Origin of the sequence: Pseudomonas sp. A2, from assembly GCF_023100865.1 — a bacterium.
Classification (GTDB): Bacteria; Pseudomonadota; Gammaproteobacteria; order Pseudomonadales; family Pseudomonadaceae; genus Aquipseudomonas; species Aquipseudomonas asiatica.
The window spans coordinates 449,030-474,932 of record NZ_CP039127.1 but is presented as its reverse complement, the minus strand read 5'-3'; the positions used below and the strand labels follow the sequence as shown (position 1 = coordinate 474,932).

Annotated in this window: 17 protein-coding genes; 6 read left to right on the top strand and 11 right to left on the bottom strand. The window is 64.3% G+C overall.

Going from position 1 to position 25,903, the window contains the following annotated elements; all coding sequences use genetic code 11:
* Positions 1–31 precede the first annotated feature (31 nt).
* Positions 32–2,851 carry a DUF6543 domain-containing protein gene (locus E5221_RS02220; RefSeq protein ID WP_247846808.1) on the top strand — a complete coding sequence of 940 codons (2,820 nt, stop codon included), beginning with the start codon at positions 32–34 and terminating at the stop codon, positions 2,849–2,851.
* On the opposite strand, the gene E5221_RS02215 is transcribed toward E5221_RS02220, so the two are convergent.
* From E5221_RS02215 to glnE, 8 genes are all read right to left on the bottom strand, one after another.
* Positions 2,812–4,254 carry a lipopolysaccharide kinase InaA family protein gene (locus E5221_RS02215; protein ID WP_013970541.1) on the bottom strand — a complete coding sequence of 481 codons (1,443 nt, stop codon included), beginning with the start codon at positions 4,252–4,254 and terminating at the stop codon, positions 2,812–2,814. The genes E5221_RS02220 and E5221_RS02215 overlap by 40 nt on opposite strands.
* Positions 4,254–5,006, bottom strand: a complete 753-nt coding sequence (locus E5221_RS02210) for a lipopolysaccharide kinase InaA family protein (RefSeq protein WP_039613212.1) — start codon at positions 5,004–5,006, stop codon at positions 4,254–4,256. The genes E5221_RS02215 and E5221_RS02210 overlap by 1 nt, the downstream gene beginning before the upstream one ends.
* Positions 5,003–5,737: a lipopolysaccharide kinase InaA family protein gene (locus E5221_RS02205; protein WP_102083366.1), complete on the bottom strand. Its 735-nt coding sequence runs from the start codon at positions 5,735–5,737 to the stop codon at positions 5,003–5,005. Before E5221_RS02205 ends, E5221_RS02210 begins: the two co-directional genes overlap by 4 nt.
* Positions 5,737–6,543, bottom strand: a complete 807-nt coding sequence (gene rfaP, locus E5221_RS02200) for a lipopolysaccharide core heptose(I) kinase RfaP (RefSeq protein ID WP_102083365.1) — start codon at positions 6,541–6,543, stop codon at positions 5,737–5,739. The genes E5221_RS02205 and rfaP overlap by 1 nt, the downstream gene beginning before the upstream one ends.
* Positions 6,540–7,664 carry a glycosyltransferase family 4 protein gene (locus E5221_RS02195; protein ID WP_247846807.1) on the bottom strand — a complete coding sequence of 375 codons (1,125 nt, stop codon included), beginning with the start codon at positions 7,662–7,664 and terminating at the stop codon, positions 6,540–6,542. Before E5221_RS02195 ends, rfaP begins: the two co-directional genes overlap by 4 nt.
* Complete coding sequence (waaC, locus tag E5221_RS02190; protein WP_015268679.1) at positions 7,664–8,722, bottom strand: lipopolysaccharide heptosyltransferase I; 1,059 nt, start codon at positions 8,720–8,722, stop codon at positions 7,664–7,666. Before waaC ends, E5221_RS02195 begins: the two co-directional genes overlap by 1 nt.
* Entirely contained in the window at positions 8,723–9,772 is a 1,050-nt protein-coding gene (waaF, locus tag E5221_RS02185) for a lipopolysaccharide heptosyltransferase II (protein WP_013970536.1), read from the bottom strand. It lies immediately after the preceding gene.
* Between the two features lie 224 nt (positions 9,773–9,996).
* Complete coding sequence (gene glnE, locus E5221_RS02180) at positions 9,997–12,930, bottom strand: bifunctional [glutamate--ammonia ligase]-adenylyl-L-tyrosine phosphorylase/[glutamate--ammonia-ligase] adenylyltransferase (protein WP_247846806.1); 2,934 nt, start codon at positions 12,928–12,930, stop codon at positions 9,997–9,999.
* A gap of 383 nt (positions 12,931–13,313) precedes the next feature.
* Here glnE and aceE point away from each other — a divergent pair, with 383 nt between their 5' ends.
* From aceE to E5221_RS02155, 5 genes are all read left to right on the top strand, one after another.
* Positions 13,314–15,959, top strand: coding sequence for a pyruvate dehydrogenase (acetyl-transferring), homodimeric type (aceE, locus tag E5221_RS02175; RefSeq protein ID WP_003258640.1), 2,646 nt, complete (start codon positions 13,314–13,316; stop codon positions 15,957–15,959).
* A gap of 13 nt (positions 15,960–15,972) precedes the next feature.
* Positions 15,973–17,613, top strand: a complete 1,641-nt coding sequence (aceF, locus tag E5221_RS02170) for a dihydrolipoyllysine-residue acetyltransferase (protein ID WP_015268676.1) — start codon at positions 15,973–15,975, stop codon at positions 17,611–17,613.
* Positions 17,614–17,896: 283 nt separating this feature from the next.
* Positions 17,897–20,587, top strand: coding sequence for a GGDEF and EAL domain-containing protein (locus E5221_RS02165; RefSeq protein WP_123084631.1), 2,691 nt, complete (start codon positions 17,897–17,899; stop codon positions 20,585–20,587).
* A 166-nt stretch (positions 20,588–20,753) separates the two neighbouring features.
* Positions 20,754–21,422, top strand: coding sequence for a peptide-methionine (S)-S-oxide reductase MsrA (gene msrA, locus E5221_RS02160; RefSeq protein WP_232880980.1), 669 nt, complete (start codon positions 20,754–20,756; stop codon positions 21,420–21,422).
* A gap of 3 nt (positions 21,423–21,425) precedes the next feature.
* On the top strand, positions 21,426–22,049 hold the full coding sequence (locus E5221_RS02155; RefSeq protein WP_123084633.1) for a glutathione S-transferase: 624 nt from the start codon (positions 21,426–21,428) through the stop codon (positions 22,047–22,049).
* A gap of 149 nt (positions 22,050–22,198) precedes the next feature.
* Here the strand turns inward: E5221_RS02155 and creD are convergent, their stop codons facing one another.
* The 3 genes from creD to creB form a co-directional block, all read right to left on the bottom strand.
* The gene (creD, locus tag E5221_RS02150; protein WP_182329371.1) at positions 22,199–23,527 is read right to left on the bottom strand and encodes a cell envelope integrity protein CreD; all 1,329 of its coding nucleotides are present in this window, start codon (positions 23,525–23,527) and stop codon (positions 22,199–22,201) included.
* Between the two features lie 198 nt (positions 23,528–23,725).
* A complete protein-coding gene (creC, locus tag E5221_RS02145; RefSeq protein ID WP_182329370.1) occupies positions 23,726–25,162 on the bottom strand; it encodes a two-component system sensor histidine kinase CreC in 1,437 nt (478 codons plus the stop codon).
* A complete protein-coding gene (gene creB, locus E5221_RS02140; protein ID WP_039613202.1) occupies positions 25,162–25,842 on the bottom strand; it encodes a two-component system response regulator CreB in 681 nt (226 codons plus the stop codon). The genes creC and creB overlap by 1 nt, the downstream gene beginning before the upstream one ends.
* Positions 25,843–25,903 lie beyond the last annotated feature (61 nt).

Sequence of the window (25,903 nt, the reverse complement as noted above, 5' to 3'; positions counted from 1 at the left end):
GGTTGGCTGCCATCTTCCCAGGAGCCATACCATGACACCTTTGCAGCGCCTCGAAGCGCTCGATCAACAACTCATCGCCCTTGAGCAAGGCAAACCCGAACTGGCGGGCGAAACGGAGCCGGCCGCCATGCGTCAGCGTTTTTTCGGTGACCTGGCAGCGTTCTGGAACGACCCTGTCGAAGCAGGCCACAGCCGCGCCCGACAACTGCGCGAACTGCGTCATGAGCAACTTCTGGCCGAGCTGGAACTGCGCCTCGCCGACCAGACTCTGGACTACAGCCACATCAGCCTGCTGCGCACCTCCCTGGAGCTGCCGCTCCCCTGGCAGCGCAACCACCTGCCAGACACCCACCGGGCCCAGGTTTATCGGCCGGTATTCAACCGTTCAAGCCCCCATGGCCGGTTGCCGTTACCCGGCGTGCTGGTACTGGTGGCAGAAGCACCGGAAGGGGCCATTGCCGAGCCCGCAACAGCCACAGGCCAGGCACTGCTGTGCAGCGTGTCTCATGGCGTTGAAGGCTTCGCCAACCTGGCCGAACTGCACAGGGAGCTGTGCGAGCGCCTGGACGACCCCATGCAAAGCCGGCCAATGCTGCAATTGCTACCCCGCCTGCAGGACCAGCAACTGGTCCAGTGTGCCGACCGGCTGCGCTACGAGTGGTTTACCGGCGACCTGGTCGAGCAACAGGCCACTGACGTGATCGACGCGCAGCATCAACGGCTTACCATCGCTTGGCACGCCGCTTGGGCGCTTGACCAGAACCCGAATCTACCGGCACTGAAAAGCACCCTGGCCAAACAGCAGTCACTGACCGATCTCATGGGCAGCCAATATGCGTTGTCCACCCGTTATGCGCTGCTGCTGGAAAAACACCTGCCCGCCTGGCTACGCCAGAGCTCCACGCAAAGCCTGACGCACATCATGCAAACGGTCCAGGAGCTCGCCGGGGCCATCACACAGGCCGCTGCACCCGGCCTTTTGACCCTTGAGGCGTTCGGCAATCGCCACCACCTGCTGGCATGGGTGCGCGAACGCCTCGGCAAGGCGCTGCGGCGCGAATTCTCCATCGAATTGCCTGCCGAAAAAGTCTGCATAACCGTCACACTTGCACACCGCACCGGCCCGCTGATCAACCCGCTGGCACCTTCAGGTTACGTGGCCGTTGCCAACCGTCGCCATGTCGGTGGCACCATCGAACTGGTAACCACCACCTACCGCCTGGACGAGCTGGCCCTGCTGAACATCGGCTGGTTCGACGTCGATTACTGGCTGACTGCCCGGATACACAACGAGGACGGCTCCACGCTGGAATCAATATCCGCTGAAGGGGTAAAGCGCCTGGTGCGTGAGCTAGACGCCGGCAGTGGCTACATCCGCTACCTGCGAACCCACCTGCTGGAGTCTCCAGGTGCGCGCTGGCGCATGCAATGCCACGGCAACATGAACCGCGCCCGCATGCGCGCCGAGGCGGCCAAGGCCCGCTATGCCAGGCACTTTCTGAACGATACCCACGAGCGAGGCTATCGCTGGATCAAAGCCGTCACCGACCACCCCGACAACAATTGGCGCCCTACCATCGACGAGCATCGTATCGCGGTGCGCCAGCTGATCATCGACGGGCACACGCTGCAAGGGATACTGCTGCTCAACGCCGAGAGCGACAACCAGCCGTCGCTGGTGCTGTATACACCGGACGCACCCGACCGGCGCGCATGGCGTGAATTCCCCGATACCCGGGCGCTGCTCAGAACCCTTCGCAGCACGCCGTCCTTGCGAAAGTACCTGATCCAGCGCGCGCCTCTGGCTGATGGCAAGCGGCTCGACAAGTTGGTGCGCAAAGGCCGCCTCGGGCCATATGTGCAAAGGCCAATGATCAACGGCAACCTCTTCGATGCCCTTTACAAGGCCCAGGTCCACGCCATGATCGCCGAGGCCGATACCAACAGCCGCAGCAACCGCGAGCTGCTCGGCGAGTACGGGCTGTCGACGCTGCGCCTGGCTCTCGACATGATCAGCCTCGTGCTACCGGCCCCGACAATGTCGGCCCTGGCCTTCGGCCGTATGTCGATTTCGCTGTGGGACGGCTTCGAAGCCCTGGAAAAAGAGGACTATGCAGCAACCTTCCACCACGCCATGGCCGCTTTGAGCCACAGCGCCGATGGGTTGTCCAGTTTCGCTGGTTCGCCCCTCATGCGCAGGGCGATGCGCGGCCTGCCGCCGCAACCTCCGCGCCCACTGCCGAATACCCACGAAGCGGCCGTGGATGTGAGCAAGCTGCGCTACCGGATCGACGGCGTTCATGGCGAGGAAGTGTACGAACAGATCAACAGCGTGCCAGGTCCGGACCGGTACTTCGTCAAGGACAGCCAGGGGCGGTTGTACAACGTCCACTTCGACGGCTATCGCTGGCGGGTACTCGACCCCAGGCAGCCGGATGCCTACGCGCAACTGCCGATCAAACGGCTGCGCAACGGCAACTGGGTGGTCGATTCCATCGTGCTTTGGCACGACGGGTTGCCTGACATAGCCCACCTGTTGGAAGAGGTACGCCTGCAACAACCATTAGCGGGCGAACCGGTGGCAGGGGACGCCGACCTGCACGACGCTGGGGGGCAACTCTATTTGCAGTTGGGTAACCATCAGTTGCCGGTTCGACGGCACCTGCTTGCCGGGCAATACCATTTGCTGCTGCCCGAGAAGGCACTGGGCGCAGTCCACGCCTGGGCAGTATTGCGCCAACAGGGCGGCCAATGGCGCATTCGCGTGCGCCAGCCAGGCCGCAGCAGCGACTGGCTGGCACTGCCGGCGGATTACTCGGCCAGCTTGGGCAGCAGCCGGTCCAGCCGCTGATGCAAGGCACTGCCACTCGGCCAGTTGCGCAGCAGCCGCGCCCGATCACGGGCGTAGGCCGGGGCGAAGCTGAGCTGGGTGGCGTGCTGGCACATGGCGTCGAGGTCGATCAGCGACCATTGGCCGTTGTGCCAGAACAGGTTGTGGCCCTTGAAGTCACCATGGCTGATACGCTCGCGAATCAGCTGCTGCATCACATGCACCAGGGCATCCACCTGCTCCTCGGGCGCATCGCCGTTATCCACGTAGGGCGCGAAGCATTCGGCCAGGTCTGGGCCATCGATATACTCGGTGACCAGGTAGGCACGGCTTCGCAGCCCCATCACCCGTTGCTCCAGCACCGCGAGTGGACGCGGCGTGGCAATGTCGAGGAATTCCAGGCGATGGCCTTCGATCCAGGAATGCCAGGCCCGGCTCGGGCGCCAGAAGCGCTTGAACCAGTGCGCGGTGTTCTTGATATTGTAGCGCTTGAGCACCAGCGTGCGGCCGCCAACCTCGATGCGCGCCACACTGGCCGCACCACCGGTCTTGTACAGGTGACCCTGGTCGATCAACGCGTCGGCCTGCTCCAGTACCGGCAGCATGGCTTCGACCTCGTCGCGGCGGATTGCCCGCAAGCCCGAAAGGCTGCGCTCGACACTGAACAGGCTGCATTCACGACCAGCCTTTTCCAGGTAATCCTTCTGGCGCCAGCTGCGCACCTTGTCCACCTGCTTCTGCAAGGCTTCCAGCGGCAGCGCATGCTCGGCGTTGGCCAGCAGGTAGTGCACCAGCAGTTCTTCGATGAAAGGCTCCAGGCGCTTGGGGAGCTGAGCGAAGAACACCCCCAGGTTTTCCAGCACACGCGGGCGTGACAGCTGCTGGCCAGGCGTTTCGGCCTTGATGCCGGCGCCGTCGATCAGGTACAGCTTGCCGCCGTGGCGCAGCAGGTTGTCCAGGTGCAGGTCTTCCTGCCACAGGCCCCGGGCGTGCATGTGCGCCACTGCGGTGAGCGCCTCGCCCAGCACCAGATGCTGCTCGTCTGCCAACACCGGCAAGCTCTCCACTGCCGCCCAGGCATCGGCCAGGCTCTCGGCGCCGTCGAGGAATTCGAACAGCAGCCAGCCGCCCTCGCCTTCCTTGAGGCCGTCAGCCAGCAGCTTCGGCGTGGTCAGGCCCTGCTCGGCCAGCAGTTTCACGCCTTGCAGTTCGCGCTGGAAATGCCGTGCAGCGTTACCACCGACCAGCAGCTTGGCCAGCACCGGGGTACCGCGCCACACGCCGGCACCCACATAGCGCTGGCCCGGCAGCACGCGCAGCAGGCTGAGCAATTGCAGGTCGGCCGTGCCGGCGGCATCGGCCAGGGTGATGCTCAGGGGCAACGAGGGGCTGCGCCCGGCCTCTTTCAATTCAGACAAACGCATCAGCGGGCCTCTTTTTCACGACGGCGTTGCGTCAGGCGTTGCAGCCAGGTATCGACCAGCGTGCCATCGGCAGGCTGCGCCAGGTAGCTGGCCAGCAAGGTACGTACATCGCGCTCGTCCCAGACCGGTGCGCGGCGCAGCAACGGCTCCAGGTCCTTGAGGCGGTCACGCATGCCGAACAGCAGGGGTCGGGTCTTCTCCAGGTCGATCAGTTGCGCGTCCCAGCCTTCGCGGCGCTGACGCAGGAAGATGTGCTTGGGGTAGAAGCAACCATGCACCTGGCCGGCGCTATGCAGGGTGCGCGCCAGCTGGCCGCAGGCCTGCAGGACACCATTGCGTTCGGCATCGCTCAGTTGTGGCCACCGGGCCAGCAAGCTGTCGAGGTCGGCCCATTCGTCCAGAGCACGAGTCATCAGGATCGCCCGGTGCGTGCCGCCTTTCTTGCGCTCGCCGTAGAACACCGCCTGCAAGGCCGGAATCTGCAGTTTCTGGTAACGGCTGATGTTGCGGAATTCGCGGGCGAAGGTCGGCTCGCCGAATGGCCGGTGCAGGGTACGGGTCAGGTAGTCGCTCTGGCGCTTGAGGTAGTAGCCCTTGCCCTCGAGCTCCAGGCGGTACACGCTGCTCCAGCCACCGCGGCCGGTGTTCGGTTCGTCCACGGCATCCAGTTGCAGCGCCCACAGTGCCTCGAAGTCGTCCAGGCCATGGCGCTTGAGCAGCGCGAGGTCCGCGCTGGCCAGGTAATCGGTCATTCCCTTCCCTCGAAAAAGCTCACCACCTGGCGAATGCGCTTCTTGTCACGCACATTCAGCCGGTCGCGGCCACGATATTGCAGGTAGAAACGCAGGCGCTGCGTCGCCGACAGGTGGTATTTGGCCACTTTGTCCAGGCATGCCAGGTCCTTGATCATCCGGTGCCGCCACATGAAGCCGCGCCAGAAATCGCCGGTGGGGCAGTCGATGAAGAATAGCGTGCCCTGGTCGTCGACCAGCAAGTTGCGCCATTTCAGGTCGTTGTGGGCGAAGTGGTGCTGGTGCATGACCCGGGTGTGGCGCGCCAGCTGGCTGCTGACATGCCCGACCCAGGCGCGATCGGCCAGGCGTGCATCGTTACGCTCGGCCAGCGCCGACAAGTCTTCGGTACGCGGCAGTTCGCGGGTGATCATGGCCCCCCGGCCAAAGGCCAGGCCATTGCGCTCCAGGCCCCATGCCACCACTTCGGCAGTGGGGATGCCCCACTTGTCGAACTGCTTGAGGTTCTGCCATTCGGCCTTGATCCGCGGCCGGCCCAGGTAACGGCGCATGTGCTTGCCGGCCCCGGTGTAGCGCTTGACGTAATAATTGACCCCGTCACGCGTGATACGCACCACCTCACTGAGCGGGTCGCGGGTCAGGCGCTCGCCTTGCAGGGCAAATACAGCATCGAGGCTGCCGAAGTCCGCCGCCAGGTGTTCGTACCCCGGCGCCAGTGTCCACCCCGCCATCAGAGTGCATCCCCATAGCGTTGCTTGCGGTCATAGAGTTTCTGCGCCTTGCGCTCCAGCCAGGCGAGCAGCGCGGCTTCATCCTTAAGGACCTGCCGCAGCGGGCGCTGGAAGTAACCGCGCAGGAAGCGCAGCTTGTCGCGCTTGGTCAGGCCGATGTCCAGCGCCGAGAAGTACAGCGCGGCCAGGTCCTTGTCGCGCCAGCGGCGGCTGATTTTCGCCCGGGTCTGCGCGCGGTGCAGGTCGATTACCGACAGTTTGAAGTCTTCCGCCGTCACCGGGCGGTCGGTGTGCAGCAGGAAGTGGCAGATGTAGCAGTCGCGGTGATTGACCCCGGCGCGGTGCATGCCGCCGGTCATCTTCGCCACTTCGGCAATCAGCGCGCGCTTCAGGCGCGGCTCGGGCGGCTGCCTGACCCAGTCGATGCTGAAGTCTTCCAGGCTGATGGTCGGCGCCAGCTCTTCGGTGATGATGAACGAGTGCTGCGCGGCCGGGTTGCTGCCACGCTCGCCATAGGCGACGGCAGTCATGGTCGGCACGCCAACCTGGTGCAGGCGCTGGATGGCCTGCCACTCCTGGCCGGCGCCGAGTACCGGCAGCTTGGCGGTAAGCAGGTTCTTGAAGATCTCGCCCCAGCCGATGCCGCGGTGAATCTTGACGAAGAAGCCCTCGCCAGCGACTTCGGTGCGCAGCGTGCGGCGCCCTTCCAGTTCGCGATAGACCTCGCCTTGCAGCGCCTCCACGGCATCGAAGGCATCACGCCCGGCCCACAGGCGCTTGAACGGTTCGGCCAGTATCAGCTTCATGCGGACTCCTGCCCGAGGATCACGTCGGCGGCATGCTGCGGCATGTTGTACAGATCGGCGGTTTCAGCAAACGCCAGGCCGTTGCGCGACCAGCTGGCGCGGGCCTGCTGGTCTTCGAGCATGCGCTGCAGGTAGCCATTGAGCTGTTCCTGCTCGAACGGCTCGTCCAGCACCAGGCCGCTGTCGGCCTCGGCAATGTAGTGGGCGTAGCCGCACACCTTGGAGACCAGCACCGGCAGGCCGGCCACCAGTGCCTCGAGCAGCACCGTGCCGGTGTTCTCGTTGTACGCCGGGTGGATCAGCAGGTCGGCGCCCAGCAGAAAGCGCGGGATGTCGCTGCGGCCCTTGAGGAACTGCACCTGCTCGCCCAGGCCCAAGGTAGCGCTTTGCAGCTGGAACACCTTGGGGTCATCCTGGCCGATCACCATCAGCCTGGTGCGCTTGCGCAGGGCCGATGGCAGCGCGGCCAGGGCCTTGAGGCTGCGGTCAACGCCCTTGGTCTTGAAGCCTGAGCCAATCTGCACCAGCAGCAGGTCGTCATCGCCCAGGTTGAATTCCTTGCGGAACTCGGCGCGGATTTCGCCGGCATTGGCCGGTGCGCGGCGGTCCTGGGAAATGCCCGGCGGCAGCAGGTGGAAACGCTCCAGCGGGGTGCCGTAGTGCTTGATGAACAGCGGCTGCTGCACTTCGGAAATCATCAGCACTTCGGTATGGGCGTCCTTGGCGAACACCGCACGTTCGTACTCGGCAAAGTGCCGGTAGCGGCCCCAGCGGCGGTACAGGCCGCCACGCAGGGTCTGCGCCTTGTCCTCGAAGCAGCCGTCGGCGGCGTAGTACACATCCAGCCCAGGCATCTTGTTGAAGCCGATCAGGCGGTCGACCGGGCGTTTGGCCAGGTCGGCGGCCATCCAGGCGCTGAGCTTCTCGTTGCGGCGGTGATTGAAAATCGCCTTCACCGGCGCCACCAGCACTTCGAAGCCCGGCGGAATGTCACCCTCCCAGATCAACGTGTACACACGGATCTGGTGGCCCCGCTTCTGGCATTCCAGGGCAATGCGCATGAAGTCGCGCTGCAGCCCGCCAAAGGGGAAATATTTGTAAAGCACGAAAGCCAGTTGCATCAACGGACATCCTCAGCCAGCAGCAACGCGCTCAAGCGGCTCGCCACATGCTCGGGATTCAGGCGAGTGAAGCACAATGGCCACTCGCGTTTCAGATCGAACCGGCGCAGGTCGTCGGCGCTCGGTTTGTAGGTGCACTTTTTCTGCAGGCAGGGCGCGCAGGGCCAGTCACTGGCCTGGTGAATCTGGGTCCGTCCGTAGGCGCCGGTCAGGCCCGGGTTGGTCGGGCCGAACAGCGAAATGGTGGGCACATCGAGTGCCGCCGCCAGGTGGCCGAGGCCGGTATCGACCGCCACACAGGCTTTTGCCGCCGCCAACACGCGTGCGACGCCGGCAAGGTTCAATTTGGGGAGTACCTGGCAGTTGTTCAAGCCCTGGGCGATGCGCTCGGCCCGCGCCTTCTCGGCCGGGTTGCCCCACGGCAGGCGCACTTCCAGCTTGCGCCGGCCCATGCGCTCGGCCAGTTCGCGCCAGTAGGCTTCGGGCCAGTGCTTGGTCGCCCAGGTGGTACCGTGCAGGAACACCACATAGGGGGCGGCCGGCGGCAGTTGCAGGCGCTCGAGGTCGAGGCCGTAGTTGCCGATGCCTTCCGGCAGGTCGTAGGCCAGGGCCATGGCGAACAGCTGGCGCACCCGCTCCACCGCATGCTGGCCGGTGGCAACCGACAGGCGCCGGTCATAGAAGCGGCTGGCCCAGCCCTCCCGGGCCGAGTAGCGGTCCAGGCCAGCCACAGGCGCCTTCACATAGCGGGTCAGCCAGGCCGACTTGACCAGGCCCTGGGCGTCGATCACCAGGTCGTACTTGCGCTCGCGTACACGTTGCTTGAATGCCTTCCACTCACCGCTCTTGATGGTTTGCCAGAGGTTCTTGCGCCAGCGGCGAATGGCCACCGGGATCACCTGGTCGACCGCCGGGTGCCAGCTGGGGATTTCGGCGAAGCCTTCTTCCACCACCCAGTCGAAGCGGATGCCCGGGATGGCGTGGGCGGCATCGGTAAGCGCCGGCAAGGTGTGGATCACATCACCCAGCGACGAAGTCTTGATGATCAGTACCCGCACTTAGTCGACCTCGGCCACGGTATCGATCAGGTCCGGCCCGGTCAGGCTGTGCAGGGCAGCGATGACTTTGCCCGGTTCCAGCAAGCGCAGGCAGTTGTAGTGGCCGAAGCGGCAGGTGCGGTCGAAGCACGGGCTGCACTCGATGCCGGTGCGCACCACTTCCACGTGCTCGGCCAGCGGCGGGGTGAAGCCTGGCGAGGTCGAGCCGTACACCGCCACCAGCGGGCGGTTCAGCGCGGCGGCCACGTGCATCAGGCCCGAGTCGTTGGACACCACGGCATGGGCGCAGGACATCAGGTCGATAGCCTCGGCAAGCGAGGTTTCGCCGGCCAGGTTGGACGATTCTTCACGCAAGCCCGGGATCAGCCGGTCGCGAATCTGCTCACCAACCGGGTGATCGTTCTTCGAGCCGAACAGCCACACCTGCCAGCCCTGGCGGATCATCGCATCGGCCACGGTGGCGTAGTGCTCGGCAGGCCAGCGCTTGGCCTCGCCGAACTCGGCACCGGGGCACAGCGCCAGCACCGGGCGGTCCAGCTCCAGGCCGAACTTGGCCAGGGCGGCGTCGCGGCTTTGCGCTTCGATCTGCAGGCTGGGGCGCGGGTACGGCTGCGGCAGCTCGGCGCCGGGCGCGTAGGCCAGGGCCATGAAGCGCTCGATCATCAGCGGGTAGCGGGCCTTGTCCAGCTTGCGCACGTCGTTGAGCAGGCCGAAGCGCATTTCGCCACGCCAGCCGGTGCGCTTGGGGATACCGGCAAAGAACGGCACCAGCGCCGACTTGAGCGAGTTGGGCAGCAGGATGGCCTGGTCGTACTGGCCGGCCAGGGACTTGCCGATGCGCCGCCGCGTGGCCAGTTCCAGTGCGCCGTGGCCGAGCGGGAAGCTCAGGGCCTGACGGACCTCGGGCATGCGTTCGAGGATCGGCCGGCTCCACTCGGGGGCCAGCACATCGATCACGCAGTCGGGGTGCTGCTGTTTCAGGCACTGGAACAGGGTCTGCGCCATCACCATGTCGCCGACCCAGCTGGGGCCAATGATCAGTATTCTCATGCTTAGTCCAGAAACGCTCGGGGAGGCTACAGGCTGCGGTACAGCCTGGCCTCCCCTCTTTATATTCAGGCTATGTGGCGGACAGTGTACCACCGGTGGTGAGGCATGAGCCTTTGGGGCTGCTTTGCAGCCCATCGCGACACAAGGCCGCTCCTACAAGGGAATGCGATCTCCTGTAGGAGCGGCCTTGTGTCGCGATGGGCCGCAAAGCGGCCCCAGCAATCTCAAGTCAAACCCAATTCACCCCAGATCCGCCGCACTTCGCGGCGTTCATCGGCAAACTGCGCCGCATCGATAACCCCGGCCTGCTTCTGCAGGGCCTGGCGGTGCGAGGCCGAGCGGAACGCCTTGTACACTTCACGCAACAGCACCGCGTCACTGGCCGGCATCAAACCCGCCTGCTCCAGCTCTTCCAGAATGCGGATGTTATCGGTCCATCGGAGTATGGCCGGGTGGTCGTGGGACCAGGCCAAAGCGGCGTATTGCACCATAAATTCGATATCGACGATACCGCCGGCATCCTGCTTGATATCGAACGGCACACCGGCCTCGAAGGCGTTGGCCGCGGTACCGGCAGCGGTGGCCTTGGTGCCGAGGTTGTCGCGCATCTTGGCGCGCATTTCGCTCACTTCGCTGCGCAGTTTTTCCAAGTCGCGGGCCTGGCCCAACACCTTGGCGCGCACGCCTTCGAATGCCGTGCCCACCTGCTTGCAGCCCACCAGCACCCGGGCCCGCACCAGGGCCTGGTGCTCCCAGGTCCAGGCCTCGTTCTGCTGATAGCGCTCGAACGCTCCCAGCGAGCTCACCAGCAGACCCGAGGCACCCGACGGGCGCAGGCGCATGTCCACGTCATACAGCTGGCCCGAGTTGGTCTGGGTGGTCAGCAGGTGAATGATGCGCTGGCCCAGGCGGGTGAAGAACTGCGCACTGTCGATCGGCTTGGCGCCGTCGGTTTCCGCCTGCGGGTCGCCATCATGGATGAATACCAGGTCCAGGTCCGAACCGTGGCCCAGCTCCAGGCCACCGACCTTGCCGTAGCCGATGATGATGAAGCCCGGGTCGCACAGGCTGCCGTCGCTGCGCTTGGGCTGGCCGTGGCGGGCCACGGTCTGGCGCCAGGCGAGGGCCAGTACCTGGTCGAGGATGGCCTCGGCCAGCCAGGTCAGGTAGTCGCTGACTTTCATCAGCGGCAGGTTGCCGCTGATTTCCGAAGCGGCCACGCGCAGGCTGTGGGCCAGCTTGAAGTGGCGCAGCGCCTCCATTTGCTGTTCCAGGTCGTCCTCAGGGATGCGCGTCAGGCGTTCGCGCAGTTCGCTGGCCAGCTCCGGCGCCAGTGGCGGGCTGAACAGGCGGCCTTCGTTAAGCAGCTCGTCGAGCAGCAGCGGGTAGCGGGCAATCTGCTCGGCAATCCACGGGCTGGCGGCGCACAGGGTCAGCAGGCGGCGCAAGGCGCCGGGGTTTTCGGTGAGCAGCACCAGGTAGGCAGAACGGCGTGCCACGGCCTCGACCAGCGGCAGCACGCGCTCGAGCACCAGGTCGGGGTTGTCATGTTCCACAGCTTGGGCCAGCAACCGTGGGATAAAGGCGTCCAGGCGCTCACGGCCAATCCGCTGCATCGAACGCAACTGCGGGCTGGAGCGCAGCGCGGCCAGGCGCCGCAGGGCTTCGGCGGGCTGCTGGAAACCGGCCTCTTGCAGCTGACGGCCAGCCGCATCTTCATCCTGTGCCTGCTCCCACAGCGGTGACCATTCCCCCCCCACCACCAGCTCGCCCTCGCCGTCTTCATCATCCGGGTCGGCGATCACTTGGCGGAAGTGCCAGTCAATACGGCCACGCCAGTGCGTCAGCTGGTCATGGAAGCTTTGCCAGTCGGCATAGCCAAGCATGTAGGCCACCCGCGCCTGATCGATCTCGTTGTCCGGCAGCATCTGCGTCTGGCGGTCGGCGATGGCCTGGATGGCGTGTTCGGTATAACGCAGGAACTCATAACCCTCGCGCAACTCGGCGACCACGGCTGGCGGCAGGTAGCCCTGGCCCTCGAGGGTGGCCAGCACTTTAAGCAGCGGCCGCTGTTGCAGGCTGAGATCGCGCCCGCCGTGGATCAGCTGGAAAGCTTGGGCGATGAACTCCACCTCGCGAATGCCACCGGCACCCAGTTTGATGTTGTCGGCCATGCCCTTGCGCCGCACTTCCTGCTGGATCAGCTGCTTCATGGTGCGCAGCGCTTCGATCGCGGAAAAGTCCAGGTAGCGGCGGTACACGAACGGCCGCAGCATCTCCTGCAACTGTGCCCCGGTCGCCTGGTCGCCGGCCACAACCCGCGCCTTGATCATCGCGTAGCGTTCCCAGTCACGGCCCTGGTCCTGGTAGTACTGCTCCAGGGCATTGAAGCTGAGCACCAGCGCGCCGGCCGAACCATACGGGCGCAGGCGCATGTCGACGCGGAACACGAAACCGTCGACGGTGACCGGGTCCAGCGCCTTGATCAGGCGCTGGCCCAGGCGGGTGAAGAACTCCTGGTTGTCCAGCGAGCGCTTCACCCCCTCGGTTTCACCGCCTTCGGGGAAGGCGAAGATCAGGTCGATGTCCGACGACAGGTTCAGCTCCACTGCCCCCAGCTTGCCCATGCCCAGCACCACCATGTGCTGCGGCTGGCCGCTGCGGTTGCCGACAGGCGTGCCGAACTGCTGACAGTGGCGCGGGTACAGCCATTGGTAGGCTTCGTCGATGGCGGCGTCGGCCAGGTCGGACAGGTCGCGGCAGGTTTCGCCCAGCGCGGCCTGGCGGGTGATGTCGCGCCAGATGATGCGCAGCTGTTGGCGGTTGCGCTCGCGGCGCAGGTTGCGCGCCAGCTCGTCCTCGCTCTGCGCCGCCTGGGCGGCTGCAGCGATGTGCCCGCGCAGTTCACCCGCGGCGTAACGCCGATCCAGCTCGCCACTGGCCAGCAGGCCGAACAGCATGGCCGGCTCGCGCCGGACCAGGCCGAGCACGAAGTCGCTGGCGGCGGCTACCTGGTCGAACTGTTGCCGGTGCAGCGGGCTCCAGGCCTGGAGGTCGAGTTCCGGGTGGGCAGCCACCGCATCGCTGATGAATTGCTGGTTGCGCGCGACCAGCGGCTGCAGGGTAGCGGGCAGATCGGACGGCAAAGGTAGGCGCATGGTCTATCCTTGATCGGCGTGAAATAGAGGGGAAGAAGCGGCCAAGGGGAAGCCGGACCACGGTTGGACTGTCGTACAAAAGTTGGAAATAGCTGAAAGAAGCGAAAAAATGGCAACAAACATCAAGAATTACCCGTTCGCGACACAATGCCAACCAACATGAACGTTTTTCCTCACAAGCCAGCATGCGACGAAACGTCGCACAAATGTAGTTTTACTACTACTCGTGTCGTGTAAAAGCATGAAATGCGAAAGCAAATGTAGTAAAACTACACGGCGCCGGAGGACACCCCGGTAATCCAAGAATTCACGACGTCTGCCCATAAGGCCAGTCGCAATCTCAGGCAATCGATTCTGGTTGCCTTTCCGCCCTGGAGCAAGCCATGCAAGACCTCGATCCAATCGAAACCCAGGAATGGCTGGATGCCCTGGAGTCGGTCCTCGACAAAGAAGGCGAAGACCGCGCTCATTACCTGATGACCCGTATGGGCGAGCTGGCCACCCGTAGTGGCTCCCAGCTGCCGTATGCGATCACCACGCCATACCGCAACACCATCCCTGTCACCCACGAAGCACGCATGCCTGGCGACCTGTTCATGGAACGCCGCATTCGCTCGATGGTGCGTTGGAACGCCCTGGCCATGGTCATGCGTACCAACCTGAAAGACTCGGACCTGGGCGGACACATCTCCAGCTTCGCCTCCAGCGCCACCCTGTACGACATCGGCTTCAACTACTTCTTCCAGGCCCCGACCGAAGAACACGGCGGCGACCTGATCTTCTTCCAGGGCCATGCTTCGCCAGGCATCTACGCCCGTGCGTTCATGGAAGGCCGCATCAGCGAAGACCAGATGAACAACTTCCGTCAGGAAGTGGACGGCAACGGCCTGTCTTCGTACCCGCACCCATGGCTGATGCCTGACTTCTGGCAGTTCCCGACCGTTTCGATGGGTCTGGGCCCGATCCAGGCCATCTACCAGGCACGTTTCATGAAGTACCTGGAAGCCCGTGGCTTCATCCCGGCCGGCAAGCAGAAGGTCTGGTGCTTTATGGGCGACGGCGAGTGCGACGAGCCGGAATCCCTGGGCGCAATCGCCCTGGCCGGCCGCGAGAAGCTGGACAACCTGATCTTCGTCATCAACTGCAACCTGCAGCGCCTCGACGGCCCGGTTCGTGGCAACGGCAAGATCATCCAGGAACTCGAAGGCGTGTTCCGTGGCGGTGGCTGGAACGTCAACAAGGTCGTCTGGGGCCGCTTCTGGGACCCACTGTTCGCCAAGGACACCAACGGTGCCCTGCAGCGCCGCATGGACGAAGTCATCGACGGCGAGTACCAGAACTACAAAGCCAAAGACGGCGCGTACGTTCGTGAAAACTTCTTCAACACCCCAGAGCTCAAGGCCATGGTCGAAGACCTGTCCGACGAAGAGATCTGGAAGCTCAACCGTGGCGGCCACGACCCGTACAAGGTTTACGCGGCGTACCACCAGGCGGTCAACCACAAGGACCAGCCTACCGTCATCCTGGCCAAGACCATCAAGGGTTACGGTACCGGTGCCGGCGAAGCCAAGAACACCGCGCATAACACCAAGAAGGTCGACGTCGACAGCCTGCGTCACTTCCGTGACCGCTTCGACATCCCGGTCAAGGATGCCGACCTGGAGAACCTGCCGTTCTTCAAGCCGGAAGAAGGTTCTGCCGAAGCCAAGTACCTGGCCGAGCGCCGTGCTGCCCTGGGCGGTTTCGTGCCACAGCGCCGCGCCAAGAGCTTCAGCGTACCGACCCCGCCACTGGAAACGCTGAAAGCGATCCTGGACGGCTCGGGCGACCGCGAAATCTCCACCACCATGGCCTTCGTGCGTATTCTGGCGCAGCTGGTCAAGGACAAGGAAATCGGCCAGCGCATCGTCCCGATCATCCCGGACGAAGCCCGTACCTTCGGTATGGAAGGCATGTTCCGCCAGCTGGGCATCTACTCGTCGGTCGGCCAGCTCTACGAGCCAGTCGATAAAGACCAGGTGATGTTCTACCGCGAAGACAAGAAGGGCCAGATCCTCGAGGAAGGCATCAACGAAGCCGGCGCCATGTCGTCGTTCATCGCTGCCGGTACCTCGTACAGCTGCCACAACCAGCCGATGCTGCCGTTCTACATCTTCTACTCGATGTTCGGCTTCCAGCGTATTGGCGACCTGGCCTGGGCCGCTGGCGACAGCCGCACCCGTGGCTTCCTGATCGGCGGTACTGCCGGCCGTACCACCCTGAACGGTGAAGGCCTGCAGCACGAAGACGGTCACAGCCACATGATGGCGGGCACCATCCCGAACTGCCGCACCTACGATCCGACCTACGGCTACGAGCTGGCGGTGATCATCCAGGACGGCATGAAGAAGATGACCGAAGAGCAACAGGACATCTTCTACTACATCACCGTGATGAACGAATCCTACCAGCAGCCAGCCATGCCGGCCGGTGTAGAGGAAGGCATCATCAAAGGTATGTACCTGCTGGAAGAAGACACCCGCGAAGCCGCGCACCACGTACAGCTGATGGGCTCCGGCACCATCCTGCGCGAAGTCCGCGAAGCAGCGAAGATCCTGCGTGAAGAGTTCAACGTCGGTGCCGACGTGTGGAGCGTCACCAGCTTCAACGAACTGCGTCGCGACGGCCTGGCCGTGGAACGCGCCAACCGCCTGAAGCCTGGCCAGAAGCCACAGCAGACCTATGTCGAGCAGTGCCTGAACGGTCGCAAGGGCCCGGTCATCGCCTCCACCGACTACATGAAGCTGTTCGCCGAGCAGATTCGCCAGTGGGTACCGAGCAAAGAGTTCAAGGTCCTGGGTACCGACGGTTACGGTCGCAGCGACAGCCGCAAGAAGCTGCGTCACTTCTTCGAAGTCGACCGCCACTTCGTGGTGCTGGCTGCCCTGGAAGCCCTGGCTGACCGCGGCGAGATCGAACCAAAGGTTGTTGCAGACGCTATCGTCAAGTTCGGTATCGACCCGGACAAGCGCAACCCACTGGACTGCTGAGGAGTATTTTTAAGTGAGCGAACTCATTCGCGTACCTGACATCGGCAGCGGTGAAGGTGAAATCATCGAGCTGTTCGTCAAGGTCGGTGATCGTATCGAGGCTGACCAGAGCCTGCTGACCCTGGAGTCCGACAAGGCCTCCATGGAGATCCCGGCCCCGAAAGCCGGCGTCATCAAGGAACTGAAGGTCAAGCTGGGCGACCGCCTGAAAGAAGGCGACGAGCTGCTGGTCCTGGAAGCCGAGGGCGCCGCTGCAGCGGCCCCTGAGGCTCCGGCCGCCGCTCCGGCCCAGGCTGCTGCGCCGGCTCCGGCCGCCGAAGCCGCCCCTGCCCCAGCTCCGGCAGCAGCCCCGGCTGCCGCCAGCGTGCAGGACATCCACGTGCCGGACATCGGTTCGTCGGGCAAGGCCAAGATCATCGAAGTGCTGGTCAAGGTCGGCGACACCGTCGAAGCCGACCAGTCGCTGATTACCCTGGAGTCCGACAAGGCCTCCATGGAAATCCCGTCGCCGGCTGCCGGCGTGGTCGAAGAAGTCCTGTGCAAGCTGGAAGACGAAGTCGGCACTGGCGACCTGATCTTCAAGCTGAAAGTCGCGGGCGCTGCCCCGGCTGCTGCTCCGGCACCTGCCGCTGCTGCCCCGGCCAAGGCTGAAGCGGCTCCGGCCGCCGCACCTGCCGCTGCAGCCCCGGCTGCTGCCCCTGCACCGGTTGCTACCGCACCGGCTGCCGGTAGCAACGCCAAGGTTCACGCAGGCCCGGCGGTTCGTCAGCTGGCCCGTGAATTCGGCGTCGACCTGGGCGCGGTTGCCGCGACCGGTCCGCACGGCCGCATCCTGAAAGAAGACGTGCAGGTCTACGTCAAGGCGATGATGCAGAAGGCCAAGGAGGCACCGGCAGCCGCCGGCGCAACCGGTGGCGCCGGCATCCCGCCGATCCCTGCCGTGGACTTCAGCAAGTTCGGTGAAGTGGAAGAAGTGGCCCTGACCCGCCTGATGCAGGTCGGTGCTGCCAACCTGCACCGCAGCTGGCTGAACGTGCCGCACGTGACCCAGTTCGACTCCGCCGACATCACCGAGCTGGAAGCCTTCCGCGTTGCGCAGAAGGCCGTGGCCGAAAAGGCTGGCGTTAAGCTGACCGTGCTGCCCCTGCTGCTCAAGGCCTGCGCCTTCCTGCTCAAGGAACTGCCAGACTTCAACAGCTCGCTGGCGCCAAGCGGCAAGGCCATCATCCGCAAGAAGTACGTGCACATCGGCTTTGCCGTGGACACCCCGGACGGCCTGCTGGTCCCTGTGATCAAGAACGTCGACCAGAAGAGCCTGCTGCAACTGGCTGCCGAAGCGGCTGCGCTGGCCGAAAAAGCCCGCACCAAGAAGCTGTCGGCCGACGAGATGCAAGGCGCCTGCTTCACCATCTCCAGCCTCGGCCACATTGGCGGCACCGGCTTCACGCCGATCGTCAACGCGCCGGAAGTGGCGATCCTGGGCGTCTCCAAGGCGACCATGCAGCCAGTCTGGGATGGCAAGGCCTTCCAGCCGAAGCTGATGCTGCCGCTGTCGCTGTCCTACGATCACCGTGTGATCAACGGCGCTGCCGCCGCACGCTTCACCAAGCGCCTGGGCGACGTGCTGGGCGATATCCGCACCATGCTGCTGTAAGGCAGCCCGCTGCCCCTCCCTGCGAGGGGCAGTATGCTTTTCGAGCTGCCACGCTCGTACCTCAACCCCGTCGATTGGCGGGGCTTTTTTTTTGCCTCGCATAAGGCACATTGGGGGCGCAAAGCGGCCCCGGATATATCAGCCAGACTACAGATTCCCACCCACCAGCCGATAACCCGTCCACAGCATCACGCATGGCTGCTTGCCAGCCCCCGGGACATGATGCAACCTTGCCAGACCTGCCGCCCCCAAAGGCCGCGTTTCCTCTTCAAGCGAGTCTTCGATGAAAAGCCAACCCGATGCCGCCAGCCGTGTGGCGGCCGAGGTCGTCACGCAGTTACCCGTGCCCTCGCGGCTCGGCATGCTGCGCTTCGAAAGGCTCAACGAAGCCACTTGGGCCATGCTCTACCTCGACCCGGCCTGCGAGCGCCAGTTCGGCCTGCACGCTGGCGACCTCTGCGCCCTGGTAGACGCACCCTACGCCAGCCTGATGGAACCCGAGGCCCGCTACCGGCTACACGACGAGATCCAGCTGCAACTGGCCCAGCGCGGGTACTACCGCGTGCGCTACACCTTGCACACGCCAACTGCTTCGCTACGCCTGCTGGAGGCTGGGGAAGCCTACAAGCAGCACAACCGCCATCTGTTGCGCGGCTACCTGAGCGTGCTCGACGACCAGGCCGAAGAAACCAGCGATGCCGGTGCCAGCGACCTGGAATCGCGCAACAACCGCCTGCAACTGGCCCTGCAACTGAACCAGCGCGCGCAGCAGGAACAACTCGAACACCTGGAACGGGTACGTGGCCAGCAAGACCTGATCCTGCGCCTGGCCCGCCAGCGCTACAGCGCAGACAACTCTCTGCGGGAAGCCGCCCAGCTGATTACCCAGAGCGCCTGCGAAATCTACAAGGTCGATATTGCGAGTATCTGGCACCTTGAAGACCAGCGCCTGGAGCCGATCATCGCCTGGTACCGGGACACGCAAGAACACCGCCAGCCCAATGCCATCGATGCCAGCCGCTTCCCCGACTACCTTGACGCGTTGCACGCCAGCCGCGCCATCGACGCCCACAATGCCAGCCACGACCCGCGGACCCGCGCCCTGACGCAAAGCCTGTGCCCGGATAACAAGGCCATGCTCGATGCCAGTATCCGTGTCGATGGCCAGGTCGTCGGCGTGCTGTGCCTGGAGCAGACCGGCCAGACACGGGCCTGGCAGTCGGACGAAATCGCTTTTGCCGGCGAACTGGCCGACCAGTTCGCCCAGGTCATCACCAACCACAACCGGCGCACCGCCGCCAGCGCCCTGCACCTGTTCCAGCGCGCGGTCGAGCAAAGCGCCAGCGCCTTCCTGCTGGTCAACCGCGACGGTGTGGTGGAATACGTCAACCCCAGCTTTACTGCCATCACCCAGTACAGCACCGAGGAAGTGCAAGGCCGCCACCTGGCCGAGCTGCCAGCGCTGGAGAACCTGAGCGAGCTGCTGTTCGACTCGCCGTCGAGCCTGGCCATGGGCAACAGCTGGCAGGGCGAGTTCAAGAGCCGGCGCAAGAACCTCGAACCCTACTGGGGCCAGCTTTCGATTTCCAAGGTATATGGCGACAACCGTGAGCTGACCCACTACATCGGCATCTACGAAGACGTCACCCAGACGAAGCTGGCCCAGCAGCGCATCGAGCGCCTGGCCTACACCGACAACCTGACCAACCTGGGCAACCGCCCGGCGTTCATTCGCAGCCTGGACGAGCGCTTTGCCCGTGATGGCGAATACTCGATGTGCCTGCTGCTGGTGGACATCGACAACTTCAAGCGCATCAACGACAGCCTCGGCCACCAGACCGGCGACAAGCTGCTGATCAGCCTGGCCCGACGCCTGCGCAACAGCTTGCACTCCGGCGGTATCCTCGCGCGCTTTGCCAGTAACGAGTTCGCGGTACTGCTCGACGATACAAGCCTTGAAGATGGCCAGGGCGTCGCCCAGCAATTGCTGCGCACCCTCGACAAACCGATGTTCGTCGACAACCAGCTGATCAACGTCACCGCCTCGGTGGGCCTGGCCTGCGCGCCACTGCATGGCGCCGACCCGGCCAGCCTGATGAAGAACGCCGGCCTGGCGCTGCACAAGGCCAAGGCCAACGGCAAGCATCAGGTGCAGGTGTTTACCGAAGTGCTCAATGCCGAAGCCAGCTACAAGCTGTTCGTCGAGAACAACCTCCGTCGTGCCCTGACCCAGAACGAGCTGGAGGTGTTCTACCAGCCCAAGCTGTGCCTGCGCAGCGGTCGCCTGTTGGGGCTGGAAGCGCTGCTGCGCTGGAACCACCCTGAACGCGGCATGATCCGCCCGGACCAGTTCATCAGCGTGGCGGAAGAAACCGGCCTGATCATCCCCATCGGCAAATGGGTGGTGCGACAGTCGTGCCGCATGAGCCAGCAACTGCGCGAAGCCGGCATGGGCAACCTGCATGTGGCCATCAACCTGTCCCCCAAGCAGTTCTCCGACCCGGACCTGGTGGCATCGATCAGCACGATCCTCGAGGAAGAAGCCCTGCCCCCGCACCTGCTGGAGCTGGAGCTGACCGAAGGCCTGCTGCTGGAAGCCACCGAAGATACCCACCGCCAGCTGGATGAACTGAAGGCCCTGGGCCTGACCCTGGCCATGGACGATTTCGGCACCGGTTATTCGTCGCTGAGCTACCTGAAGAAGTTTCCGATCGACATCCTCAAGATCGACCGCAGCTTCATCAACGAGATCCCGGACAACCAGGACGACATGGAAATCACATCAGCGGTGGTGGCCATGGCTCACAACCTCAAGCTGAAGGTGGTGGCCGAGGGTATCGAGACACCGGAGCAGCTGGCGTTCCTGCGTCGGCACCGCTGCGACGTGGGCCAGGGCTACCTGTTCGACCGGCCGATTCCGGGGCGCGAGCTGGCTGAACGGCTGAAGCGCTATCCGCGTGGCCCGGTGGCCTGACAGCCGCGCAAACCTCGGGCACTATAGAGCCCATACGGGCCCCTTCGCGGGTGAACCCGCTCCCACAGGTACATCACAATATTCGAAATCTGTGCAGGACCTGTGGGAGCGGGTTTACCCGCGAATGCCCCCAGCCCCCATCTCAAAGATCTACAGAGGAACGGCCATGGTCCTGCGTTCGGAAATCCTGGTGAACAAAAACGTCATGCCAACCGCGGAACAGGCCCTGCCTGGCCGCGAAACGCCAATGAGCCTGCCCGAGTTCCACTATGTGTTCAAAGACACGCCGCTGCTCGGCCCTTTCTTCGAAGGCGCCATCGACTTCGCCATCTTCGGCCTCGGTTGCTTCTGGGGCGCCGAGCGCCGCTTCTGGCAACGTGAAGGCGTAGTCAGCACAGTGGTCGGCTACGCAGGCGGCTTCACCCCCCACCCCACTTACGAAGAAGTCTGCTCGGGCCTGACCGGCCACACCGAAGTGGTGCTGGTGGTGTTCGACAAGGACAAGGTCAGCTACCGCGAGCTGCTGGCGATGTTCTGGGAACTGCACAACCCGACCCAGGGCATGCGCCAGGGCAACGACATCGGCACCCAGTACCGTTCGGCCATCTACTGCACCAGCCCTGAACAGCTGGAACAGGCCAAGGCCAGCCGCGACGCCTTCCAGGCCGAATTGAGCAAGGCCGGCTTCGGTGAGATCACCACCGAAATCGATCAGGCACCGACCGTGTACTTCGCCGAGGCCTACCACCAGCAGTACCTGGCCAAGAACCCGGGGGGCTACTGCGGTATCGGCGGTACCGGCGTGTGCCTTCCACCGAGCCTGCAGGGTAACTGAAGCATGAGCACGATGACCCTGTTCCACTCGCCGTTGTCGCCTTTCGTGCGCAAGGTCATGGTGGTGTTGCACGAGACCGGCCAACTTGAGCGCGTGCAGCTGCAGCCGGTGAACATCAGCCCGGTCAGCGGCGACCCACAGCTCAACCAGGACAATCCGATCGGCAAGATCCCGGCCCTGCGCCTGGAAGACGGCACCGTGCTGCATGACAGCCGGGTGATCTGCGAGTACCTCGACCTGCAGCACGTCGGCCTGCCGCTGCTGCCGCGCGAAGGCTCGGCGCGTTGGCGGCGCATGACGCTGGTGTCGCAGGCCGATGCCATCATGGATGCGGCGGTGTCGAGCCGCTACGAGAGTTTTCTGCGCCCTGTAGACAAGCGCTGGGATGGTTGGCTGCAGGCACAGGGCGACAAGATCCGCCGTAGCCTGGCCAATCTGGAGCAGGAGCATTTGCCCGAGTTGATGTCCGGGTTCGACCTGGCAGCGATTGGCGTGGCCTGTGCGCTGGGGTATCTGGATTTGCGCCAGCCCGAGTTTGGCTGGCGCGAGCACCAGCCTGGCTTGGCTGCGTGGTATGCCGAGGTGGTCAAGCGGCCGTCGATGGTGGCAACAGCACCGGCAGCCTGACAGGCCCATTCGCAGCACAAGGCTGCTCCTACAGGCACTCGCGCTCCCCTGTAGGAGCAGCCTTGTGCTGCGAATGCCTCACCTCGGTATCACAGGGAACAACTGCCCGATCCTGAGGGCCAACCACCGCCCGATCTCCCTGTCCTCCCTCATGCCGCCCTCCCCACCCGGGCCCAATCCAGCCGCCGGGTCAACACCATGAATACCCCCAGCAGGCCAAAGCACAGCAACGAGCCCATCAACAGCGCATAGTCCTCGGCACTCAGCAGCCCGTACAGCAGCGCATACAACGCCGCCAACCCCACCGCAAAGCCCACCCCACGCCCCAGGCTGCGCAGCACATGGCTCAGGTAGAAGCCGATCAGCAGCACACACGCCGAAGCTGACAGCCCATACGCCAAACCAAAGCCGATGTGCTCGGACAACGACAGCAACAGCAGGTAGAAGAACGCCAGCGCCACCCCCACCAGGATGTACTGCACCGGGTGCACGCTGAGGTTCTTCAGCACTTCGAACAGGAAGAAGCCGGCGAAGGTCAGGGCGATGAACAGCAAGGCATACTTGATCGCCCGCTCGCTCTTCAGGTACTGGTCTACCGGGTCGACGAAGCTGACACCGAAGCTGCGCTCGCTGAAGTCCGCACACTGCCCGGCGGCAGCGCACTGGCGCAGGGCGTCTTCGAGGTTGGTGGCAAAGAACGAGGTCTGCCAGTGGGCACTGAAGCCTTGGGCGTCGATATCGCGGCGACTGGGCAGGTAGTTGCCGACGAAGCTCGGGTGCGGCCAGTTGGCACGCAGGTCCACGGCACTGGTGCGGCCCACCGGCACTACGTGCAGCTGGCCGGTGCCTTGCAGTGCGAGATCGAAACCATAGCTGAATTCACGCGCCTGCAGGCCGTCCAGCCCCGGCAGGCTGGCGTGCACGCCGCCGCGCATCCAGTCGAGCCGGGTACCGGCTTCGAACGGCACTTTCTGCTCGCCGATGCTCAGCTCAAGGCCGTTCTCGATGCCGCGGATATCGCTGATGCCCACCACCAGGAACGGCTTGTCGAAGCGGTAGTCGTCGAAATCCTTGTCGATGCCCCAGCGTTCCGGGAGCTTGAAGCGCCCACTGATACGGCCCTTGGCGTGGAACAGCCGGGCCTGGTAGATGCCACGGGCGCGCAGTTCGGTGTCCACGCCCAGGTCGGCGTCGAAGGTTTCCGGCAGGAAGTACAGGTGACCGGCAATGGTGCTGGTTTCTTGCGTGCGCTCGCCGTCCTTTTCGATCCAGCGGCGCTGGTATTTGCGGTAGGGCACCACCAGCAGCGGGCCGCTGAGTTGCTGATCGAAGCTGGCGCTCTGGGCTATATCACGCAGCACATTGTCGCGCAGTGCCTGGCGTTCACCGATCAGGCCGCTGATCAGCAGTAGCGGGACGAGCAGCAGCAACATCAATACGGCGATCATGCCGAGTTTGAAACCGAGGGTCTTGTTCATGGGGCCTCCTGTGGCAGTGGGCGCAGTGTCTGCGCCTTGCGTGGAGGCTTCGGGGAGATGGTATGGAGATTGTGTGTTTTTCAAGGGCCCAATCGCCGGCAAGCCAGCTCACACAGGTTATGCACATTGCCTGAGGCCTGCGACAACCTGTGGGAGCTGGCTTGCCGGCGATTGGGCTGCGCAGCAGCCCCGGCAATGTCAGCTGATACGCCGCACCGGCAGCCACAACCTCACCCGCACCCCACCATCGACGTTATCCACCGCCAACGCCCCGCCATGCAGCTGCATCACCTCGGCCACGAAATTCAGCCCCAGCCCGGTACTCTTGCGCCCACTCCCCGGCCGCGGCAGCGAGTAGAACCGCTCGCTCACCCGCCCAATGGCGTAGGCAGGTATCGCCTGCCCCTGGTTGAACACACTCAGCGCCACCCGCTCGCCATCGCGCTCCAGGTCGAACAGCAGCGCGCCGCCCTCCGGGGTGAAGTCCAACGCGTTGTCGAGCAGGTTGGCCAGCGCCTGGCGCATCAGGAATGGGTCACACAACAAGCGCAAACCAGCCGGCACCCGCTGGCGCACCTGTAAATCGGCACCTTCGATACGCGCCGCATGGGCCAACAGCAACTCGTCCACCAATGCCGCCAGCGCCACCTGCTGCTCATCCTCCAGCGCCTGCATCTGCTCGACCCGGGCCAGGTTGAGCAGGCGTTCGATCATCTGCTGCAAACGCTCGCTCTCGCGCTCGATGTTGCCGGCAAAACGCGCCCGCTGGTCAGCCGGCATATCATCGCCCTGCAACAGCTCGGAAGCGCCACGAATGGCCGCCAGTGGGCTTTTCAGCTCGTGTGTCAGGGTATGCACATACCGCTCGACATAGGCCTTGCCCTCCAGTTGCGTGCGCATACGCTCGACCGCCTGGGCCAGGTGCGCCAGTTCGCCACCCTTGTAATGCGGCAGGGCGGCGCGCTCGCCCTCGCTGACCGCCTGGGCGTAGCGGGCCAGCCGGCGCAGCGAGCGCGCCAGCCACCACGACAACGCGGCACCGATCAGCAGGCCCAGGCCAATCAGCCCCAGGCCCAGGGTCAGCAAGCGCCGTTCGGAGCGGTCGATGTACGGTTGCAGCGAGCTGTTGGGCTTGGCCACGGTGACCACGCCGATGATCTTGCCCTCGTCGATGATCGGTGCGCCCACGTGCATCACCGAGGTGCTTTCATCGTCGGGGTCGCTGCGGGTGGAGCGGGCGCCGTACTGGCCACGCAAGGTCAGGTACACGTCATTCCACTTCGAGTAGTCCTTGCCCAGGTCCTCGCCGCTGGAGTCCAGCAGCACAGTGCCCTTGGCATTGGTGACGTAGATGCGGTGGCTGACCTGGTTCTTGGCCAGACCCCAGATCTGCGCACCCGGGCTGCGCGAGCCGTAGGCCTTGAGCACTTCGGGCAAGCGGCTCTGGTTCAGGGTGCCGGCCTTGACGTCATCGTGCAGGATCTCGGCCAGCAGGTTGGCGGTGTCCACCAGCGTTTCTTCCGAGGACTGCCGCACTACCGGACGGATCTGTTCACGCACCGTGTTGAGCAGAAAGTAGCCCGCCAGCCCGACGAACAGGAAGTACACCAGGAAGATCCGGATGCCCAGGCGCATCAGGCATGGTCCGGGCTGTAGCTGTAGCCGAGGCCGCGGTGGGTCTGGATCGGTTCGGCGTCGCTGGCCACCTGGCGCAGCTTGGCGCGCAGGCTCTTGATATGGCTGTCGATGGTGCGCTCGTACCCCACGTCAGAGGCCACGCCCACGGCGTCGAGCAGCTGTTCGCGGCTGAATACCCGGTGCGGTTGCTCGAGCAGGCATTGCAGCAGGCGGAATTCGTGGCGGGTAAGGGGAAGAGGCTGGCCGCGGTAGGTGATCTGCATGCGCAAGGTATCGAGCTGGAACAGCGTGGTCTCGACAGCTGGCTCGACCCTGGGGCCCATGCGCTTGAGGATCGCCCGTACTCGCGCCGCCACTTCACGCGGGCTGAAGGGTTTGACCACATAGTCGTCTGCGCCGATTTCCAGTCCCACCACCCGGTCGATTTCGCCGTCGCGGGCGCTGAGAAACATTACCGGTACTTCGCTGAAGCGGCGCAGCTGACGGCAGGTTTCGAAGCCACTGATATCGGGCAGGCCGATATCGAGGATGACCAGGTCGGCCGGGCGCTGGCGCTGCTGGTCGAGGGCGGCGCTGCCCAGGGTTACCCATTCGGTGCTATGGCCGTCGGCCTGCAGGGCATAGACCAAGGTGTCGGCGATGGCGGCTTCGTCTTCGACGATGAGGATGTGGGGCATGGCGTCCAGGCCTGTGCAGATATCTATGGCGACGCACTATTGTGTAGGAGCGGCCTTGTGT

Coding starts and splice junctions, on each gene's coding strand:
- E5221_RS02215 (WP_013970541.1), bottom strand. CDS start 4,254: ATGCGTTTGTCTGAATTGAAAGAGGCCGGGCGCAGCCCCTCGTTGCCC.
- E5221_RS02155 (WP_123084633.1), top strand. CDS start 21,426: ATGAGCACGATGACCCTGTTCCACTCGCCGTTGTCGCCTTTCGTGCGC.
- waaF (WP_013970536.1), bottom strand. CDS start 9,772: ATGAGAATACTGATCATTGGCCCCAGCTGGGTCGGCGACATGGTGATG.
- E5221_RS02205 (WP_102083366.1), bottom strand. CDS start 5,737: ATGGCGGGGTGGACACTGGCGCCGGGGTACGAACACCTGGCGGCGGAC.
- rfaP (WP_102083365.1), bottom strand. CDS start 6,543: ATGAAGCTGATACTGGCCGAACCGTTCAAGCGCCTGTGGGCCGGGCGT.
- creC (WP_182329370.1), bottom strand. CDS start 25,162: ATGCGCCTGGGCATCCGGATCTTCCTGGTGTACTTCCTGTTCGTCGGG.
- creD (WP_182329371.1), bottom strand. CDS start 23,527: ATGAACAAGACCCTCGGTTTCAAACTCGGCATGATCGCCGTATTGATG.
- E5221_RS02210 (WP_039613212.1), bottom strand. CDS start 5,006: ATGACCGATTACCTGGCCAGCGCGGACCTCGCGCTGCTCAAGCGCCAT.
- E5221_RS02195 (WP_247846807.1), bottom strand. CDS start 7,664: ATGCAACTGGCTTTCGTGCTTTACAAATATTTCCCCTTTGGCGGGCTG.
- glnE (WP_247846806.1), bottom strand. CDS start 12,930: ATGCGCCTACCTTTGCCGTCCGATCTGCCCGCTACCCTGCAGCCGCTG.
- msrA (WP_232880980.1), top strand. CDS start 20,754: ATGGTCCTGCGTTCGGAAATCCTGGTGAACAAAAACGTCATGCCAACC.
- E5221_RS02220 (WP_247846808.1), top strand. CDS start 32: ATGACACCTTTGCAGCGCCTCGAAGCGCTCGATCAACAACTCATCGCC.
- aceE (WP_003258640.1), top strand. CDS start 13,314: ATGCAAGACCTCGATCCAATCGAAACCCAGGAATGGCTGGATGCCCTG.
- creB (WP_039613202.1), bottom strand. CDS start 25,842: ATGCCCCACATCCTCATCGTCGAAGACGAAGCCGCCATCGCCGACACC.
- E5221_RS02165 (WP_123084631.1), top strand. CDS start 17,897: ATGAAAAGCCAACCCGATGCCGCCAGCCGTGTGGCGGCCGAGGTCGTC.